This window comes from Streptococcus mitis (assembly GCF_008763935.1).
In the GTDB taxonomy this organism is placed as follows: Bacteria; Bacillota; Bacilli; order Lactobacillales; family Streptococcaceae; genus Streptococcus; species Streptococcus mitis_DB.
Map to the genome: position 1 here is coordinate 359,115 of NZ_VTQF01000003.1, position 18,749 is coordinate 377,863.

General features: G+C 41.3%; 16 protein-coding genes. 15 read left to right on the forward strand and 1 reads right to left on the reverse strand.

The window, feature by feature from the left end; all coding sequences use genetic code 11:
• The 15 genes from gndA (at position 1) to tig (ending at position 16,114) form a co-directional block, all read left to right on the forward strand.
• A complete protein-coding gene (gndA, locus tag F9B91_RS06790; RefSeq protein WP_000158785.1) occupies positions 1-1,425 on the forward strand; it encodes an NADP-dependent phosphogluconate dehydrogenase in 1,425 nt (474 codons plus the stop codon).
• An 11-nt stretch (positions 1,426-1,436) separates the two neighbouring features.
• Positions 1,437-2,126: a response regulator transcription factor gene (locus tag F9B91_RS06795; RefSeq protein WP_054364290.1), complete on the forward strand. Its 690-nt coding sequence runs from the start codon at positions 1,437-1,439 to the stop codon at positions 2,124-2,126.
• 97 nt (positions 2,127-2,223) lie between these two features.
• Positions 2,224-3,156, forward strand: coding sequence for an N-acetylmuramoyl-L-alanine amidase family protein (locus F9B91_RS06800; RefSeq protein WP_150922797.1), 933 nt, complete (start codon positions 2,224-2,226; stop codon positions 3,154-3,156).
• 228 nt (positions 3,157-3,384) lie between these two features.
• A complete protein-coding gene (gene mvk / locus F9B91_RS06810; protein ID WP_150922798.1) occupies positions 3,385-4,263 on the forward strand; it encodes a mevalonate kinase in 879 nt (292 codons plus the stop codon).
• Positions 4,245-5,198, forward strand: a complete 954-nt coding sequence (gene mvaD / locus F9B91_RS06815; protein WP_150922799.1) for a diphosphomevalonate decarboxylase — start codon at positions 4,245-4,247, stop codon at positions 5,196-5,198. Before mvk ends, mvaD begins: the two co-directional genes overlap by 19 nt.
• Complete coding sequence (locus F9B91_RS06820) at positions 5,185-6,192, forward strand: phosphomevalonate kinase (RefSeq protein ID WP_150922800.1); 1,008 nt, start codon at positions 5,185-5,187, stop codon at positions 6,190-6,192. Before mvaD ends, F9B91_RS06820 begins: the two co-directional genes overlap by 14 nt.
• On the forward strand, positions 6,176-7,186 hold the full coding sequence (gene fni, locus F9B91_RS06825; protein WP_049486948.1) for a type 2 isopentenyl-diphosphate Delta-isomerase: 1,011 nt from the start codon (positions 6,176-6,178) through the stop codon (positions 7,184-7,186). The genes F9B91_RS06820 and fni overlap by 17 nt, the downstream gene beginning before the upstream one ends.
• Before the next feature lie 76 nt (positions 7,187-7,262).
• On the forward strand, positions 7,263-7,961 hold the full coding sequence (gene liaF, locus F9B91_RS06830; protein ID WP_033689335.1) for a cell wall-active antibiotics response protein LiaF: 699 nt from the start codon (positions 7,263-7,265) through the stop codon (positions 7,959-7,961).
• Positions 7,958-8,953: a sensor histidine kinase gene (locus tag F9B91_RS06835; protein WP_150922801.1), complete on the forward strand. Its 996-nt coding sequence runs from the start codon at positions 7,958-7,960 to the stop codon at positions 8,951-8,953. Before liaF ends, F9B91_RS06835 begins: the two co-directional genes overlap by 4 nt.
• A gap of 13 nt (positions 8,954-8,966) precedes the next feature.
• Positions 8,967-9,599: a response regulator transcription factor gene (locus F9B91_RS06840; RefSeq protein ID WP_150922802.1), complete on the forward strand. Its 633-nt coding sequence runs from the start codon at positions 8,967-8,969 to the stop codon at positions 9,597-9,599.
• Positions 9,600-9,878: 279 nt separating this feature from the next.
• The gene (locus F9B91_RS06845; RefSeq protein ID WP_049522502.1) at positions 9,879-10,784 is read left to right on the forward strand and encodes a C40 family peptidase; all 906 of its coding nucleotides are present in this window, start codon (positions 9,879-9,881) and stop codon (positions 10,782-10,784) included.
• Between the two features lie 88 nt (positions 10,785-10,872).
• Complete coding sequence (locus F9B91_RS06850) at positions 10,873-12,054, forward strand: N-acetylmuramoyl-L-alanine amidase family protein (RefSeq protein ID WP_150922803.1); 1,182 nt, start codon at positions 10,873-10,875, stop codon at positions 12,052-12,054.
• 89 nt (positions 12,055-12,143) lie between these two features.
• Positions 12,144-13,334 carry an N-acetylmuramoyl-L-alanine amidase family protein gene (locus F9B91_RS06855; RefSeq protein WP_150922804.1) on the forward strand — a complete coding sequence of 397 codons (1,191 nt, stop codon included), beginning with the start codon at positions 12,144-12,146 and terminating at the stop codon, positions 13,332-13,334.
• 89 nt (positions 13,335-13,423) lie between these two features.
• Positions 13,424-14,608, forward strand: coding sequence for an N-acetylmuramoyl-L-alanine amidase family protein (locus tag F9B91_RS06860; RefSeq protein ID WP_150922805.1), 1,185 nt, complete (start codon positions 13,424-13,426; stop codon positions 14,606-14,608).
• Positions 14,609-14,830: 222 nt separating this feature from the next.
• Entirely contained in the window at positions 14,831-16,114 is a 1,284-nt protein-coding gene (tig, locus tag F9B91_RS06865; RefSeq protein WP_045612235.1) for a trigger factor, read from the forward strand.
• A 152-nt stretch (positions 16,115-16,266) separates the two neighbouring features.
• Here the strand turns inward: tig and F9B91_RS06870 are convergent, their stop codons facing one another.
• Positions 16,267-18,633 carry an ATP-dependent RecD-like DNA helicase gene (locus tag F9B91_RS06870; protein WP_150922806.1) on the reverse strand — a complete coding sequence of 789 codons (2,367 nt, stop codon included), beginning with the start codon at positions 18,631-18,633 and terminating at the stop codon, positions 16,267-16,269.
• Positions 18,634-18,749: the final 116 nt, after the last annotated feature.

The window sequence follows — 18,749 nt, forward strand, 5'->3', positions numbered from 1 at the left end:
ATGACAAAAGCTAACTTTGGTGTCGTAGGTATGGCCGTAATGGGTCGTAACCTTGCCCTTAATATTGAATCTCGTGGTTACACAGTTGCTATTTACAACCGTAGTAAAGAAAAAACTGAAGATGTAATTGCTTGCCATCCTGAAAAGAACTTTGTGCCAAGCTATGACGTGGAAAGTTTTGTGAACTCAATCGAAAAACCTCGTCGTATCATGCTGATGGTTCAAGCTGGACCTGGTACAGATGCTACTATCCAAGCCCTTCTTCCACACCTTGACAAGGGTGATATCTTGATCGACGGAGGAAACACTTTCTACAAAGATACCATCCGTCGTAATGAAGAATTGGCAAACTCAGGTATCAACTTTATCGGTACTGGAGTTTCTGGTGGTGAAAAAGGTGCCCTTGAAGGTCCGTCTATCATGCCTGGTGGACAAAAAGAGGCCTACGAATTGGTTGCGGATGTTCTTGAAGAAATCTCAGCTAAAGCACCAGAAGATGGCAAACCATGTGTGACTTATATCGGTCCTGATGGAGCTGGTCACTATGTGAAAATGGTTCACAACGGTATCGAGTATGGTGATATGCAATTGATTGCAGAAAGCTATGACTTGATGCAACACTTGTTAGGCCTTTCTGCAGAAGATATGGCTGAAATCTTTACTGAGTGGAATAAGGGTGAATTGGACAGCTACTTGATCGAAATCACAGCTGATATCTTGAGCCGTAAAGACGATGAAGGTCAAGATGGACCAATCGTAGACTACATCCTTGATGCCGCAGGTAACAAGGGAACTGGTAAATGGACTAGTCAATCATCACTTGACCTTGGTGTGCCATTGTCACTCATCACTGAGTCAGTATTTGCACGTTATATTTCAACTTACAAAGAAGAACGTGTGCATGCTAGCAAGGTTCTTCCAAAACCAGCTGACTTCAAATTTGAAGGAGACAAGGCTGAGTTGATTGAAAAAATCCGTCAAGCCCTTTACTTCTCAAAAATCATTTCATACGCACAAGGTTTTGCGCAATTGCGTGTAGCTTCTAAAGAAAATAACTGGAACTTGCCATTTGCAGACATCGCATCTATCTGGCGTGATGGCTGTATCATCCGTTCTCGTTTCTTGCAAAAGATTACAGATGCTTACAACCGTGATGCAGATCTTGCTAACCTTCTTTTGGATGAGTACTTCTTGGATGTTACTGCTAAGTACCAACAAGCAGTGCGTGATATCGTAGCTCTTGCTGTTCAAGCTGGTGTGCCAGTGCCAACTTTCTCAGCAGCTATTACTTACTTTGATAGCTACCGTTCAGCTGACCTTCCAGCTAACTTGATCCAAGCGCAACGTGACTACTTTGGTGCCCACACTTACCAACGTAAAGACAAAGAAGGAACATTCCACTACTCTTGGTATGACGAAAAATAAGTAGGTCTGCCATGGGGAAACGGATTTTATTACTTGAGAAAGAACGAAATCTAGCTCATTTTTTAAGTTTGGAACTCCAAAAAGAGCAATACCGAGTTGATCAGGTTGAGGAGGGGCAAAAAGCCCTCTCCATGGCTCTTCAGACAGACTATGACTTGATTTTATTGAATGCTCGTCTGGGGGATATGACAGCCCAGGATTTTGCAGATAAGCTGAGTCGGACTAAGCCAGCCTCAGTCATTATGATCTTGGACCATCGCGAAGAATTGCAAGATCAGATTGAGACAATCCAACGCTTTGCCGTTTCTTACATCTATAAGCCGGTTATTATTGACAATTTGGTAGCTCGTATTTCAGCGATTTTCCGAGGTCGGGACTTTATCGATCAACACTGCAGTCAGATGAAGGTTCCAACGTCTTACCGCAATCTGCGTATGGATGTAGAGCATCATACCGTTTATCGTGGCGAGGAAATGATTGCTCTGACGCGCCGTGAGTATGACCTCTTGGCTACTCTTATGGGGAGCAAGAAAGTTCTGACTCGTGAGCAGTTGTTGGAAAGTGTCTGGAAGTATGAAAGTGCGACCGAAACAAATATCGTGGATGTCTATATTCGTTATCTACGTAGCAAGCTTGATGTAAAAGGTCAGAAAAGCTACATTAAAACCGTGCGTGGTGTCGGTTACACCATGCAAGAATAGAAAGCAGTTGCAGTTATGTAACTGCTTTTTTTGGGAGGTTCTATATATTGACATGCAATTAGGCCTTTGCTACAATCAGTTATGGAGGATAGATCTAATGAAAACAATAAAAAAATTGATGCAAATTGCATTAGCAGTCTTTTTCTTCGGTTTGCTAGCAACAAGTGCAGTACTGGCAGATGATGCTGATTCAGAAGGCTGGCAATTTGTCCAAGAAAATGGTAGAACCTACTACAAGAAGGGGGAACTCAAAGAAACCTACTGGCGAGTGATTGATGGTAAGTACTATTATTTTGATTCTTTATCTGGAGAGATGGTTGTCGGCTGGCAATATATACCTGCTCCACACGAAGGGGTTACGATTGGTTCTTCTCTAAGGCAAGATATTGCTTTTAGACCAGATTGGTTTTACTTTGGTCAAGATGGGGTTCTTCAAGAATTTGTTGGCAAGCAAGTTTTAGAAGCAAAAACTGCTACAAATACCAATAAACATCATGGGGAACAATATGATAGTTCAGCAGAGAAACGAGTCTATTATTTTGAAGATCAACGTAGTTATCATACTTTAAAAACTGGTTGGATTTCTGACGAAGGACATTGGTATTATTTACAGAAGGATAGTGGCTTTGATGCTCGTATCGACAGTTTGACGGTTGGGGAGCTAGTGCGTGGTTGGACCAATGATAACTCAACTTGGTACTATCTAGATCCAACAACTGCTGCAATGCAAACAGGTTGGAATTACCTTGGCAACAAGTGGTACTACCTCCGTTCATCAGGAGCCATGGCAACTGGTTGGTATCAGGAAGGCTCAACTTGGTATTATTTAGACGAGCCAAATGGCAATATGAAAACTGGCTGGAAATACCTCGGTAACAAGTGGTACTATCTCCGTTCATCAGGAGCTATGGCAACTGGCTGGTTCCAGGTCGGTAGTAAATGGTACTATGCTTATAGCTCAGGTGCCTTGGCAGTGAATACGACCGTAGATGGCTACTACGTCAACTATAATGGCGAATGGGTTCAATAATGAAAGAGGCGATTGTGAAGGAAACAATCGCTTTTTTTGTGAAAATATAATAGAATAGATAGGAGAGAATAAATACTTGTAGGAAAAAATAATACTCTTCGAAAATCAAATTCAAACCACGTCAGCGTCGCCTTACCGTACTCAAGTACAGCCTGCGGCTAGCTTCCTAGTTTGCTTTTTGATTTTCATTGAGTATGAGACGGCTTTTTCGTCTAGTAAAAGGAAAATATGACAAAAAAAGTTGGTGTCGGTCAGGCACATAGTAAGATTATTTTAATAGGGGAGCATGCGGTCGTTTACGGTTATCCTGCCATTTCTCTGCCTCTTTTGGAGGTGGAGGTGACTTGTAAGGTAGTTCCTGCTGACAGACCTTGGCGCCTCTATGAGGAGGATACTTTGTCCATGGCGGTTTATGCTTCGCTTGAGTATTTGGATATCAAAGAATCCTGCATTCGCTGTGAGATTGACTCGGCTATCCCTGAGAAGCGGGGAATGGGTTCGTCAGCTGCTATCAGTATAGCGGCCACTCGAGCTGTTTTTGACTATTATCAAGCTGACCTGCCTCATGATGTACTAGAAATCTTGGTCAATCGGGCGGAGATGATTGCCCATATGAATCCAAGTGGTTTGGATGCCAAGACCTGTCTCAGTGACCAGCCTATTCGCTTTATTAAGAACGTAGGATTTACAGAGCTTGAGATGAACTTATCCGCCTATTTGGTGATTGCCGATACCGGTGTTTATGGTCATACTCGTGAAGCCATCCAAGTGGTTCAAAACAAGGGCAAGGATGCCCTGCCGTTTTTGCATGCCTTGGGAGAATTGACCCAGCAGGCAGAAGAAGCGATTTCACAAAAAGATGCTGAAGGGCTGGGGGAAATCCTCAGTCAAGCGCATTTACATCTAAAAGAAATTGGTGTTAGTAGCCCTGAGGCAGATTCCCTCGTTGAAACGGCTCTTAATCATGGTGCTTTGGGTGCCAAGATGAGCGGTGGTGGGCTAGGAGGCTGTATCATAGCCTTGGCAGACAATTTGACACACGCACAAGAACTAGCAGAAAGATTAGAAGAGAAAGGAGCTGTTCAGACATGGATAGAGAGCCTGTAAAAGTACGTTCCTACGCAAATATTGCCATTATCAAATATTGGGGAAAGAAAAAAGAAAAAGAGATGGTGCCTGCTACTAGCAGTATCTCTCTGACTTTGGAAAATATGTACACGGAGACGACTTTGTCGCCGCTACCGACGGATGCGATGGCTGATGCATTTTATATCAATGGTCAGTTACAAAATGAGGCGGAGCATGCTAAGATGAGTAAGATTATTGACCGTTATCGTCCAGCTGGTGAGGGCTTTGTCCGTATTGATACTCAAAACAATATGCCTACTGCAGCGGGCTTGTCCTCAAGTTCTAGTGGTTTGTCTGCCTTGGTCAAGGCTTGCAATGCTTATTTCAAGCTTGGCTTGGATAGAAGTCAGTTGGCGCAGGAGGCTAAGTTTGCCTCAGGATCTTCCTCTCGGAGTTTTTATGGACCATTAGGAGCCTGGGACAAGGATAGTGGGGAAATTTACCCTGTAGAGACAGACTTGAAACTAGCTATGATTATGTTGGTGCTAGAGGACAAGAAAAAACCAATTTCTAGCCGTGACGGGATGAAACTCTGTGTGGAAACTTCGACGACTTTTGACAACTGGGTGCGTCAGTCTGAGAAGGATTATCAGGATATGCTGGTTTATCTCAAGGAAAATGACTTTGCCAAGGTTGGGGAATTGACTGAGAAAAATGCCCTGGCTATGCACTCTACGACAAAAACAGCATCACCAACTTTTTCTTATCTGACTGATGCAAGCTATGAAGCCATGGACTTTGTCCGCCAGCTTCGTGAGCAAGGAGAATCCTGCTACTTTACCATGGATGCTGGTCCCAATGTCAAAGTCCTCTGTCAAGAGAAAGACTTAGAGCATTTATCAGAAATCTTCGGTCAACGTTATCGCTTGATTGTGTCAAAAACAAAGGATTTGAGCCAAGATGATTGCTGTTAAAACTTGCGGAAAACTCTATTGGGCAGGTGAATATGCTATTTTAGAGCCAGGGCAGTTGGCCTTGATAAAGGCCATTCCCATCTATATGAAGGGCGAGATTGCTTTTTCTGATAGTTACCGTATCTACTCAGATATGTTTGATTTTGAAGTGGACTTGGCGCCAAATCCTGACTACAGTTTGATTCAAGAAACGATTGTTTTAGTGGAAGATTTCCTTGTTTATCGTGGGCAGACCTTGCGACCTTTTTCTTTGGAAATCCGAGGAAAAATGGAAAGAGAAGGGAAAAAGTTTGGTTTAGGTTCTAGCGGTAGCGTCGTTGTCTTGGTCATCAAGGCTCTGCTGGCTCTATATAATCTTTCGGTTGATCAGGATCTCTTGTTCAAGCTGGCCAGTGCTGTCTTGCTTAAGCGCGGAGACAATGGTTCTATGGGGGACATTGCCTGTATTGTGGCAGAGGATTTGGTTCTCTACCAGTCATTTGATCGCCAGAAGGTGGCTACTTGGTTGGAAGAAGAAAACTTAGCGACTGTTTTAGAGCGTGATTGGGGTTTTTCAATCTCACACGTACAACCTGCCCTAGAATGTGATTTCCTAGTGGGATGGACCAAGGAAGTGGCTGTATCGAGTCACATGGTCCAGCAAATCAAGCAAAATATCAATCAGAATTTTTTAAGTTCCTCAAAAGAAACGGTGGTTTCTTTGGTAGAAGCCTTGGAACAGGGGAAATCAGAAAAAATTATCGAGCAAGTAGAAGTGGCCAGCAAGCTCTTAGAAGGCTTGAGCGTAGATATTTACACGCCTTCGCTTAGACAGTTGAAAGAAGCCAGTCAATATTTGCAGGCTGTTGCTAAGAGTAGCGGTGCTGGTGGTGGTGATTGTGGTATTGCCTTGAGTTTTGATGAGCAATCAACTGAAATCCTAAAAAACCGTTGGGCCGATCTAGGGATTGAGCTCTTATACCAAGAAAGGATAGGACATGACGACAAATCGTAAGGATGAGCACATCCGCTATGCCCTTGAGCAGAAAAGTTCCTATAATAGCTTTGATGAGGTGGAGTTGATTCATTCTTCCTTGCCTCTTTACGACCTGGATGAAATCGATCTGTCGACAGAGTTTGCTGGTCGAAAGTGGGACTTTCCTTTTTATATCAATGCCATGACAGGGGGGAGTGAAAAAGGTAAAGAAATCAATCAAAAGCTGGCTCAGGTGGCGGACGCCTGTGGGATTTTGTTTGTGACGGGATCTTATAGTGCGGCTCTCAAAGATCCAACAGTTGACTCTTTTTCTGTCAAGTCTAGTCATCCAAATCTCCTTCTTGGAACCAATATTGGATTGGACAAGCCTGTCGAATTAGGTCTTCAGACTGTAGGAGAGATGAATCCTCTTCTCCTACAAGTGCATGTCAATGTTATGCAAGAATTACTCATGCCTGAGGGAGAAAGGAAGTTCAGAAGCTGGCAATCGAATCTAGCAGACTATAGTAAGCAAATCTCCGTTCCGATTGTCCTCAAGGAAGTGGGCTTTGGAATGGATGTGACGACCATCGAGAGAGCCTATGAATTGGGTGTTCGTACAGTGGATCTATCAGGTCGTGGTGGTACCAGCTTTGCCTATATTGAAAACCGTCGCAGTGGTCAGCGTGATTATCTCAATCAATGGGGCCAGTCTACCATGCAAGCCCTTCTCAATGCCCAAGACTGGAAAGATAAGGTCGAACTTTTGGTTAGCGGAGGGGTTCGGAATCCGCTGGATATGATTAAGTGTTTGGTCTTTGGCGCAAAGGCTGTAGGGCTGTCACGAACCGTTCTGGAATTGGTTGAAACCTATTCAGTCGAAGAAGTGATTGATATTATCCAAGGCTGGAAAGCAGATCTGCGTTTGATTATGTGCGCCCTTAACTGTGCTACCCTAGCTGATCTGCAAAGCGTAGATTACATTCTTTATGGAAAATTAAAAGAAGCAAATGATCAGATGAAAAAGGCGTAACCACCGCCTTTTTTCCATCTTCAGACCGAGGTGACTTTTTCCAATTGTGATAAAATAGAAGGGAGAGGATGTACCTATGAGAAAATTTAAAATCTTTTTATTTATCGAAGCCTGTCTTCTGACAGGAGCTCTGATTTTGATGGTATCAGAGCATTTTTCGCGTTTTCTGCTGATTCTATTCCTCTTTTTGCTTTTGATTCGCTATTACACTGGTAAAGAGGGCAATAATCTTCTTTTAGTGGTGGCAACCATTCTCTTCTTTTTCATCGTCATGCTCAATCCCTTTGTGATTCTAGCTATTTTTGTTGCGGTCATCTATAGCCTCTTTCTTCTTTATCCGATGATGAACCAGGAAAAAGAGCAGACAAATTTGGTTTTTGAAGAGGTGGTAACGGTTAAGAAGGAGAAAAATCGTTGGTTTGGCAATCTCCATCATTTTTCAAGCTACCAGACTTGCCAGTTTGATGATATCAATCTCTTTCGCCTCATGGGTAAGGATACTATTCATCTGGAGAGGGTTATCCTAACCAATCATGACAATGTCATTATCCTCAGAAAGATGATAGGCACGACCAAAATCATTGTGCCTGTAGATGTGGAAGTCAGTCTCAGCGTTAACTGTCTCTATGGTGATTTGACTTTTTTCAACCAGCCCAAGCGAGCCCTTCGTAATGAACACTATCATCAAGAAACAAGAGACTATCTTAAGAGTAACAAGAGTGTCAAGATTTTCTTGACCACTATGATTGGCGATGTTGAGGTGGTTAGAGGATGAAAAAACAAGCTTATGCAATGATTGCTCTCACCTCCATCCTGTTTGTCTTATTTCTGTCCCACAGCTTGCTGGACATCCTTGACTTTGACTGGTCTATTTTCTTACATGATGTCGAAAAAACAGAAAAATTTATCTTTTTGTTGTTGGTATTCAGCATGTCCATGACCTGTCTCTTAGCCCTGTTTTGGAGAGCTATCGAAGAGCTTTCTCTAAGAAAAATGCAGTCTAATCTCAAGCGTTTATTAGCAGGACAAGAAGTGATTCAGCTTGCAGATCCAGATTTGGATGCCAGTTTCAAGTCCTTGTCAGGTAAACTTAATCTTTTGACAGAAACTCTTCAAAAAGCTGAAAATCAGAGTCTTACTCAGGAAGAGGAAATCATCGAGAAAGAACGGAAGCGGATTGCTCGGGATTTGCACGATACGGTCAGTCAGGAGTTGTTTGCGGCCCACATGATTTTATCAGGTGTCAGCCAGCAGGCTTTGAAACTGAATAGAGAAAAGATGCAGACCCAGTTGCAGAGTGTCACAGCTATTTTAGAAACCGCCCAGAAGGATTTGCGGGTCTTGCTCTTGCATTTGCGACCAGTTGAACTGGAGCAGAAGAGTCTGGTTGAAGGAATCCAAATTCTCTTAAAAGAGCTTGAGGACAAGAGTGATCTCAGAGTTAGTCTTAAGCAGAATGTGACGAAATTGCCCAAGAAAATCGAGGAACATATCTTCCGCATTTTGCAAGAATTGATCAGCAATACCCTCCGCCATGCCCAGGCATCTTGTCTGGATGTCTATCTCTATCAGACGGATCTTGAATTGCAGCTGAAGGTGGTGGACAATGGGATTGGTTTCCAGTTGGGGAGCTTAGATGACTTGAGTTATGGACTGCGTAATATCAAGGAGCGGGTCGAAGATATGGCAGGGACGGTTCAGTTATTAACAGCTCCCAAGCAAGGGCTGGCAGTTGATATCCGTATTCCCCTGCTCGATAAGGAATGATAAAGGAGTAAAGATGAAAATTTTACTAGTAGATGACCATGAAATGGTCCGATTGGGCTTGAAAAGCTACTTTGACCTCCAAGACGATGTAGAAGTTGTGGGCGAGGCGTCCAACGGGTTTCAGGGTATTGACTTAGCCTTGAAATTGCGTCCAGATGTCATTGTCATGGATATCGTCATGCCTGAAATGAATGGAATTGACGCAACTTTGGCCATTCTCAAAGAATGGCCTGAAGCCAAGATTTTGATTGTGACTTCTTATCTAGATAATGAAAAAATCATGCCAGTATTGAATGCTGGGGCTAAAGGTTATATGCTTAAGACATCAAGTGCTGATGAATTACTCCATGCCGTCCGTAAGGTGGCTGCTGGGGAGTTGGCCATTGAGCAAGAGGTCAGCAAAAAAGTCGAATACCACCGCAATCATATAGAACTACATGAGGACCTGACTGCGCGTGAGCGAGATGTTCTCCAACTCATCGCCAAGGGCTACGAAAATCAGCGTATCGCAGACGAACTGTTTATCTCTCTCAAGACGGTCAAAACTCACGTGTCCAACATTCTTGCCAAACTTGAGGTTAGCGATCGCACTCAGGCAGCGGTCTATGCCTTTCAGCATCACTTGGTGGGGCAGGAAGATTTTTAATTGTTATATAAGAATAATATTGGAGAAATGGCTGAGCTTAGTATCAAAGAAGCGAGCAAGTACCTCTAGCGTGATAAAATAATTTTTTCACAATATTTTTATGTTATTTGTTGACATTCATTTTATAGGGGAGTAGAATAGAGTTATAAACAGATAAAATAATATATTGACTATAAAAAGATTGATATAAACTCAAAAGGAGGTTAAAATCATGTCCCCGTAAACTATTAAAATAAGGTCACTAGAGCGTTAAGGAATTTTGAAGAAAGGATTTTTGTCATGAAAAAATATATTACTTATGCAGCTTTATTACTTACTTCAGGAGCTTTGTTATCAACTACTTATGTAGTTAATGCAGAAACTACAACGTCTACCACTAAAGTGACTACATCACAAACAACTTCACAGTATACAAGCGAAAAAGAAGCAATTGATCAACTTGTTAAAGAAGGTAAAATTAAGGTTGAAGATGCAGAACAAGTTAAGTTGGTAGGATTTTCTCCTAGAGAATTAACTCAAGTAGAAGGCAATCAAGAAAAAATAGCATTTAATCAAAATAGAGATGGTAAAGGAACCTGGATGCAAACAGATGGCCGCTGGTGGTTCAAATATACTTCAGGTGGGTATGCTAAACATTGGGAATTGTTAGATGAGAAATGGTATTATTTTGATGATCAAGGTTGGATGAAATCAAATGAGTGGATTAACCCAGATGGTAATTGGTACTATCTTTCAAATGACGGTTCCATGCTAACTGATTACAATAGAGTTAATGGGAAACCTTATTTCTTCAGATCTAACGGTGTTTGCGTAGAAAATAAGGGTCAGGCAATTGCTGAATATGCAGAAACCTTTATAGGTTCATTACCTTATCAATATGGAGCAGCTACATTAAATAAGAGTATCGGTGCTGATTGTTCTGGATTCACTCAAGCAATTCATGCCTGCTTTGATATTTATATTAGGAGAACTTCTTACGAGCAAGCTGTAGATGGAAGTTATGTATCTCATGGTAGTGAAGAAATTGGTGATTTAATGTTTTATAGTTATAATAAAACAAACGATCATGTAGGTATTTATGTCGGAAATGGCCGAATTGTGAATGAACCTGATGAAAAACAAATGGCGTCATATGCTAACTCATCTGCTATGCCATATTCAGTCAGTAGAAGATATTGGGAATAAGGACTTTATTTCATCTCTTTAAGAGTGTTATAAAAAAGATGGTTAAACTAACTCTATCTCTCAGTTTCAATTCGTGGAGGAAATGGCTATGAAAAAATCTAAACTACTCACTCTTGGTCTGCTTGCAGGTGCTGGTCTACTTTTGTCTATCAATCAAGCACAGGCTGCAGATACTTGGGTTAAAAATGGTGCTGACTGGAATCTTTCTCAAGATGGCAGTCTAGCTAAGGATAAATGGGTACAAAATGCTGGCTCATGGTATCACTTTGACAGCACTGGTAAAATGCAGACAGGCTGGCTCAAAGACGGCAATACTTGGTATTCTCTAGCAGATAGTGGTGCTATGCGCACTGGCTGGTACAAGGAAGGTAACACATGGTACTCACTAGCAAGTAGTGGCGCTATGCGTACTGGCTGGTACGAAGAAGGATCTACATGGTATTACCTCAAAGGCAGTGGCGCTATGGCAACAGGATGGGCGACTCCAAATGGTAAATGGTCTTACTTTGAAAAATCAGGTGCTATGGTCGCAGACAGAGCTGTTCCAGCCAGTGATGGGGAAAGTTATGTCATTGGTAAGGATGGATATCTGTTAACCAAACTCCCAAGTCAGGTTGAACAATCTCAAGCGGATGATACAATTATCACAAATATTGTTACTTTATCTGACGGGTATGATTATCATCTTATTCATAGAAAAGATGGAGTCATTGTTGAAAAGAATGCCTGGTACATCAAACCAGAGTTTAAAAAGTTTTCTAATAAATATGGGGATCACGTGTCAAATACGATGTTGGCTTTAACAGATAATAAAGATCAAGGACAGGAAATTGATCCTAAAGCTGTTATAAAGAATTTCCAAAACTTACCAAACAGGTATTACTTTGGGGCAGATGGTCGTCGAGTAACAAATTTACCAGAAATGACTACCTATTCAGAGATTAAAAAAGTTGGAAATGATGTCTATCTAGAAAATCCAGGTGCACGACTTTTTCTTGGAGCTACCAGCTTCACAATCAATAATAATAAACTATATTACTTAGATGGTGCTAATGACAAACTCAAAACAGGTTATTTTGCATTGATTGATGATAGACCAAGCTATCATCACTATCATATTCTTGTTTATGCAGACCAATCTGGTGAAATTCTTAAAATGAAACGATTGCCAACAGGAATTTCAGATTATCTTAATAAAGAAATTGACGGTTTCTACGGTCAAACTGTTAAAATCGATAGTAAGACAGGAAATGTTTCTGTTGTGAAATAAACTATCTGACATAGCAAAAAGAAAAAAGCGAACAGTTTCGTTTACTAGGAAGTCATGTTCATTTCACTATAGAACAGGAGGAAATAGCTATGAAAAAATCTAAACTACTTACACTTGGTTTACTTGCAGGTGCTGGTCTACTTTTATCTATCAACCAAGCACAGGCTGCAGATACTTGGGTTAAAAATGGTTCTGACTGGAATCTTTCTCAAGATGGCAGTCTCGCTAAAAATAAATGGGTACAAAACGCTGGTTCTTGGTATCACTTCGATGGTTCTGGTAAAATGCAGACGGGCTGGCTCAAAGACAGCAATACCTGGTACTCACTAGCAGATAGCGGGGCTATGCGTACTGGATGGTACAAGGAAGGTAACACATGGTACTCACTAGCAGATAGTGGTGCTATGCGCACAGGTTGGTACAAAGAAGGGTCTACTTGGTACTACCTAAAAGGCAGTGGCGCTATGGCAACAGGATGGGCAACTGCAAATGGTCAATGGTCTTACTTTGAAAAATCAGGTGCAATGGTCGCAGATAGAGCTGTTCCAGCCAGTGATGGGGAAAGTTATGTCATTGGTAAGGATGGTTATATGTTAACCAAACTCCCTAGTCAGGTTGAACAAGATCCTTTTGATGATACAGTTATTACAGATATCGTTACTTTGTCTGATGGTTATGACTATCACCTTGTTCATAAGAAAGATGGAGTTGTTATCGAAAAGAATGCCTGGTATATCAAACCTATTGTTGAACGTTTTTCTTATCAAAAGATTGGCGATATAAAACGAAATACTTTAGATGCAATTACTGATAATAAAAAACCAGGGGAAGAAATTGATCCTAAAGCTGTCATAAAGAATTTCCAAAACTTACCAAATAAGTATTACTTTGGAGCAGATGGACGTAAGGTTGCGAATCTACCAGAATTCACTACTCACTTCCCTATTCAAAAAGTTGGGTCTGAACTTTATCTTAAAAACTCAAGTCCAGTTATTAGTCTAGATTCATCTGGATTGACAATTAATGACAATAAACTTTATCTAAGAGGTGCCAATGATGATAATGGTAAACTTGTAACTGGATATTTTACAATGTTTATGGACGGATTATTATCTAAAGATCACCATATTTTGGGCTATGCAGATGAATCTGGTGAAATCGTGAAGATGAAAGTTTTGCCTAATGATTTCCGTGATTATATTGAAAAAGGAATTTCCGGTTTTTATGGAGAAACTGTTAGATATGACAGTTCAACAGGAAATGTTTCTGTTGTGAAATAAACTATCTGACATAGTAAAAAGAAAAAAGCGAACAGTTTTGTTTACTAGGAAGTCATGTTCATTTCACTATAGAACAGGAGGAAATAACTATGAAAAAATCTAAACTATTCACTCTTGGTTTGCTTATAGGTGCTGGTCTGCTTTTATCTATCAACCAAGCACAGGCTGCAGATACTTGGGTTAAAAATGGTGCTGACTGGAATCTTTCACAAGATGGCAGTCTAGCTAAGGATAAATGGGTACAAAATGCTGGTTCTTGGTACCACTTCGATAGCGCTGGTAAAATGCAGACAGGTTGGCTCAAAGAAGGCAATACATGGTATTCACTAGCAGATAGTGGCGCTATGCGTACTGGCTGGTACAAGGAAGGTAACACATGGTACTCACTAGCAGATAGTGGCGCCATGCGTACAGGTTGGTACAAAGAAGGATCTACATGGTACTATCTTCATTTTAGTGGTTCTATGATGACAGGTTGGGTGTTCATAGGTGGTAATTGGTATTATTTTGAACAATCAGGTGCAATGGCCTCTGATAGAGTTGTAAATTCTAGTGATGGGACAGGCTATATTCTCGGCAAGGATGGCCATATGTTCACTTTACGAAATAGCCCTTATAAAAATGGTGACATTGTTCGTTTAGGTGATGGATATGAATATCTGATTACAGCAAAATTTGACGGAAATAACTTTACTGATGTTATCGTGGATAAAAACACTTGGTATATCAAACCTGAGTTCAAGAAGTTTTCCGACAAATATGGGGATCAAGTTTCCAATACGATGTTGGCTTTAGTGGATAATAAAGAAGAAGGACAAGAAATTGATCCTAAAGCTGTTATTCGAAATTTCCAAAATCTACCAGGTCGATATTATTTTGGAGCAGATGGTCGTAGAGTGACACCACTTCCAGAGATGACAACTAGATCAGAAATCAAAAAAGTTGGCAATGATCTTTATCTAGAAGACCCAGGTGTACGACTTAGACTTCCATCTACTAACTTCACAATCAATAACAATAAACTATACCATTTAGATAATGGACAAGGTAAGCTTAAAACAGGTTACTTTGTATTGATTGATGACGGTATGTCTACAACCCACTATCATTTCCTTGTATATGCAGACCAATCTGGTGAGGTTCTTAAGATGAAACGCTTGCCATCAAGATTTTCAGATTATTTTGACAAAGAAATCGATGGTTTCTATGGTCAAAAAATTAAGATTACACAGCCAAATAAGTATGAATATTACAAGGTTCTTGTGGTTAAATAATACAAAACGAATCGCCTAATGAGGGATGTATGGGCGATTCGTTTTTTAACTGTAATCAGCCACTACTGAATACCTTTTATAAGATTATATTTGAATTCTAAAGAAAATTAAGAAGAAACCATACTTCCAGCAGGATTGAAAAGCGCATTCATTACTTGAAAAAAGTCGCCCATTTATGTTATAATAGACTGTATTTAAAAAATTTTAAGGAGAAATGACAGAATGTCTGTATCATTTGAAAACAAAGAAACAAACCGTGGTGTCTTGACTTTCACTATCTCTCAAGACCAAATCAAACCAGAATTGGACCGTGTCTTCAACTCAGTGAAGAAATCTCTTAATGTTCCAGGTTTCCGTAAAGGTCACCTTCCACGCCCTATCTTCGACAAAAAATTTGGTGAAGAGTCACTTTACCAAGATGTTATGAACGCTCTTTTGCCAAATGCTTATGAAGCAGCTGTAAAAGAAGCTGGTCTTGAAGTCGTTGCTCAACCAAAAATTGACGTAACTTCAATGGAAAAAGGTCAAGACTGGGTTATCACTGCTGAAGTTGTTACAAAACCTGAAGTAAAATTGGGTGACTACAAAAACCTTGAAGTATCAGTTGATGTAGAAAAAGAAGTAACTGACGCTGACGTTGAAGAGCGTATCGAACGCGAACGCAACAACTTGGCTGAATTGGTTATCAAAGAAGCTGCTGCTGAAAACGGCGACACTGTTGTCATCGACTTCGTTGGTTCTATTGACGGTGTTGAATTTGATGGCGGAAAAGGTGAAAACTTCTCACTTGGACTTGGTTCAGGTCAATTCATCCCAGGTTTCGAAGACCAATTGGTAGGTCACTCAGCTGGTGAAACTGTTGATGTTATCGTAACATTCCCAGAAGACTACCAAGCAGAAGACCTTGCAGGTAAAGAAGCTAAATTCGTAACAACTATCCACGAAGTAAAAGCAAAAGAAGTTCCAGCTCTTGACGATGAGCTTGCAAAAGACATCGACGAAGAAGTTGAAACACTTGCTGAATTGAAAGAAAAATACCGCAAGGAATTGGCTGCAGCTAAAGAAGAAGCTTACAAAGATGCAGTTGAAGGTGCAGCAATTGATAAAGCTGTAGAAAACGCTGAAATCGTAGAACTTCCAGAAGAAATGATTCACGAAGAAGTTCACCGTTCAGTAAATGAATTCCTTGGAAACTTGCAACGTCAAGGTATCAATCCTGACATGTACTTCCAAATCACTGGAACTACTCAAGAAGACCTTCACAAACAATACGAGGGAGAAGCTGAGTCACGTACTAAGACTAACCTTGTTATCGAAGCAGTTGCGAAAGCTGAAGGATTTGATGCTTCAGAAGAAGAAATCCAAAAAGAAATCGAGCAATTGGCTGCAGACTACAACATGGAAGTTGCACAAGTACAAAGCTTGCTTTCAGCTGATATGTTGAAACACGACATCACAATTAAAAAAGCTGTTGAATTGATCACAAGCACAGCAACAGTTAAATAATCTTATACTCTTCGAAAATCTCTTCAAACCACGTCAGCGTCGCCTTACCGTACTCAAGTACAGCTTGCGGCTAGCTTCCTAGTTTGCTCTTTGATTTTCATTGAGTATTAATAAACAAAAAACCCACCTGAATTGGTGGGTTTTCTTGTGCACTATTTTCCAAAAATCTCTTTGAGGTCTGCGTCTGTAATCCCAATCATGGCGGGGATGCTGTTCCAGTTTTCTTCTGTCAGGATGTAGGATTGTTCAGAGGCACTTGATGTGGCAGTTTCAGAGACAGCTGGTTGCTTTTCTTCAACGTTCTCCAATAAATCACTGAAGCGTTCAATCAGATAGGTTTTCCGGGCAGTTCCGATGTGTTGGGTGGCATAGTCGAAGGCCTGTAATTCGCCTAGTAAGATAAGCTTGCTTTTGGCGCGTGTAATGGCTGTATAGATGAGATTGCGCTCCAGCATACGCCTACTAGCACTAGTGATAGGTAAGATGACAACAGGGAACTCACTTCCCTGTGATTTATGGATGCTCATGGCATAGGCCAGGCGAATCTTGTACCATTCGTTACGTGGGTAAGAGACCTCATTGCCATCAAAATCAATGACAATCTCGTCTTGTTTCGACTCGGTGTATTTACCAGGAATCAGGTCTGTGATGACTCCTAAATCTCCATTAAAGACATTGATTTCAGCATCATTGACCAGATGAATGACCTTGTCGCCCTTGCGATAGTGGCACTGGGGAGCTTCAAAACTGAGTTGGTCTTTTTGTGGTGGATTCAGGAGGTCTTGCATGAGCTGGTTGATGGCATCAATCCCTGCCGTCCCTCGGTACATGGGAGCCAGAACTTGGATATCACGGGCAGGAATACCACTTCTGAGGGCAGCACCTAAGATTTTTTCAATAGTAGCAGGAATATGGCCACTAGCAATTTCAAAGTAGGAACGGTCTGCTTTTTTCTGGGTGAAATCAGCTGGCAAGATGCCCTGTCGAATTTGACTAGCTAGGGTGACGATGGTTGATTCTTCGCTTTGCCTGTAAATTTTTTCCAAGCGACTCTGAGGAATCAAGGGAATATGAAGCAGATCCGCTAGAACCTGTCCAGGACTGACAGACGGTAGCTGATCGCTATCCCCCACGATGAGAATTTTACTGTTAGAAGAGATATTGGAGAAGAGTTGATTGGCCAGCCAAGTATCTACCATAGAAAATTCATCTACGATGATAAAGTCGGCATCCAGATAATCTTCAAGATGGCTGGTATCATCGTCACCTGTCATTCCTAAATGACGGTGTATGGTCGCGCTAGGCAAACCTGTCAATTCATTCATGCGGCGAGCTGCTCGTCCAGTTGGAGCAGCAAGAAGAATCGGCAGATTGCTTTTTTTCTTGAGGTCAAGTCCTTCTAAAAGGGCGTAAACAGCGATGATACCATTGATAACCGTTGTCTTACCAGTACCAGGTCCACCTGTCAGAATAAAGACCTTGTTCTGGATAGCGTCGCAGATAGCTTGTTTTTGAATACTATCATACTCAATCTCCAAATCTTCTTCGACAGTAGCGATATGTTTTTGAATGGTTTTTAAATCATGACTCTTCTGTTTTCCTTTTTCAAGGATACGGACCAAGTGACTGCGGATGCCTTCCTCAGCGAAAAAGAGGCTATTGTCAAAGATTTTGGTATCAATCTGCTGAACCTTGTCTTCTTCAATCAGGTAGGAGAGTTCTTGGGCCACTTGGCTGGGATCCAGTTCCACGGGGCGGGAAGATTCAAGGAGAGTAAGGGTTTGTTCTAGCAGATCTCGTGCTTCAACATAGGTATCCCCTGTTTCCATACAGGCCTGAAAAAGACTGTGAACTAGACCGGCCCGGAAGCGTTCAGGAGCCTGACTTTCGATGCCTAGTTCCTCCGCTAATTGGTCAGCAATAGTAAAGCCTAAACCCTTGATATCCTCGACCAGCTGGTAGGGATAATTTTCAACTACATCAAGGGTTTCTTCCTTGTAAAAGTCTTGAATCTGGAAGGCTAGTTTATTGGGAATGCCGTAGTTGGCTAGTTTGGCCAAGACCATCTCTGTTCCGTAGTTGAGGCGGAGAGTGGAGACGAAAGCCTCGCGATTTTTGGCAGAGAGTCCTGCGATGCCTTCTAGCTTTTCTGGGTGTTGCAGAATTTCGTCAATGGTATTTTCGCCATAGGTATCCACGATTTTCTGAGCTGTCTTGAGACCAATCCCTTTGAAATGGCTACTTGAAAAGTACTTAACCAGCCCCTTGCTAGTTGGTTTTGCTCGTTCATACCGGCTGATTTGCAGTTGTTCCCCATACTTGGAGTGCTGGACAATTTGTCCCCAAAAAGTATAGTCTTCTCCCTCAATCACATCAGCCATGGTACCGGTGACAATGATTTCAAAATCATCAAACTCCTCTGCGTCCGTATCGTCGATTTCTAGGAGGAGGATACGATAAAAATTGCTAGGATTTTCAAAAATAATCCGTTCAATGGTTCCTGAAAAATAAACTTCCATAAAATTCCTTTGCATGAATAGGTGAGAGTTGGGGTTGTTTTAGTAAGTTAGAAAGTTAACAATTACTTCTCACGATAGAAGAAGAGGCTGAGATTCTTGCTTCTCGGCCTCTTAGG

Bases quoted from the DNA above. Each gene is read 5' to 3' on its own strand.
- F9B91_RS06860 (WP_150922805.1), top strand. From the start codon at position 13,424: ATGAAAAAATCTAAACTATTCACTCTTGGTTTGCTTATAGGTGCTGGT.
- F9B91_RS06820 (WP_150922800.1), top strand. From the start codon at position 5,185: ATGATTGCTGTTAAAACTTGCGGAAAACTCTATTGGGCAGGTGAATAT.
- F9B91_RS06795 (WP_054364290.1), top strand. From the start codon at position 1,437: ATGGGGAAACGGATTTTATTACTTGAGAAAGAACGAAATCTAGCTCAT.
- liaF (WP_033689335.1), top strand. From the start codon at position 7,263: ATGAGAAAATTTAAAATCTTTTTATTTATCGAAGCCTGTCTTCTGACA.
- F9B91_RS06840 (WP_150922802.1), top strand. From the start codon at position 8,967: ATGAAAATTTTACTAGTAGATGACCATGAAATGGTCCGATTGGGCTTG.
- F9B91_RS06800 (WP_150922797.1), top strand. From the start codon at position 2,224: ATGAAAACAATAAAAAAATTGATGCAAATTGCATTAGCAGTCTTTTTC.
- fni (WP_049486948.1), top strand. From the start codon at position 6,176: ATGACGACAAATCGTAAGGATGAGCACATCCGCTATGCCCTTGAGCAG.
- F9B91_RS06835 (WP_150922801.1), top strand. From the start codon at position 7,958: ATGAAAAAACAAGCTTATGCAATGATTGCTCTCACCTCCATCCTGTTT.
- F9B91_RS06845 (WP_049522502.1), top strand. From the start codon at position 9,879: ATGAAAAAATATATTACTTATGCAGCTTTATTACTTACTTCAGGAGCT.
- F9B91_RS06870 (WP_150922806.1), bottom strand. From the start codon at position 18,633: ATGGAAGTTTATTTTTCAGGAACCATTGAACGGATTATTTTTGAAAAT.
- gndA (WP_000158785.1), top strand. From the start codon at position 1: ATGACAAAAGCTAACTTTGGTGTCGTAGGTATGGCCGTAATGGGTCGT.
- tig (WP_045612235.1), top strand. From the start codon at position 14,831: ATGTCTGTATCATTTGAAAACAAAGAAACAAACCGTGGTGTCTTGACT.
- F9B91_RS06850 (WP_150922803.1), top strand. From the start codon at position 10,873: ATGAAAAAATCTAAACTACTCACTCTTGGTCTGCTTGCAGGTGCTGGT.
- mvaD (WP_150922799.1), top strand. From the start codon at position 4,245: ATGGATAGAGAGCCTGTAAAAGTACGTTCCTACGCAAATATTGCCATT.
- F9B91_RS06855 (WP_150922804.1), top strand. From the start codon at position 12,144: ATGAAAAAATCTAAACTACTTACACTTGGTTTACTTGCAGGTGCTGGT.
- mvk (WP_150922798.1), top strand. From the start codon at position 3,385: ATGACAAAAAAAGTTGGTGTCGGTCAGGCACATAGTAAGATTATTTTA.